Source organism: Bradyrhizobium sp. Kon37, assembly GCF_055807535.1.
Genome location: NZ_JBVVOY010000266.1, coordinates 1 through 271 on the forward strand (window position 1 = coordinate 1; position 271 = coordinate 271).

Genomic DNA, 271 nt, shown 5'->3' on the forward strand with positions numbered 1-271 from the left:
GTTGTCGCTGACGATGGTGTCGGGCCGCCCTCGCTGCCGGATGACGGCGTCCAACTCCCGCACGACCCGCGCGCCCGACAGCGAGGTGTCGGCCACCAGCGCCAGGCACTCGCGCGTACAGTTATCGATCACCGTCAGGATGCGGAAGCGCCGCCCGTCCGTCAGCTGGTCTGCGACGAAGTCCAGCGACCAGCGCTGGTTGGGCGCCAGCGGCAGGTCCAGCGGTCGCCGCGTGCCCATCGCTCGCTTCCGGCCGCCGCGCCGGCGCACC

Annotated in this window: 1 protein-coding gene; it reads right to left on the reverse strand. The window is 72.7% G+C overall.

Annotation, left to right across the window (positions count from 1 at the left end; translation table 11 throughout):
• A partial coding sequence (locus AC0L3J_RS38090) for a DDE-type integrase/transposase/recombinase (protein ID WP_473350567.1) occupies positions 1–271 on the reverse strand: 271 nt, incomplete at both ends.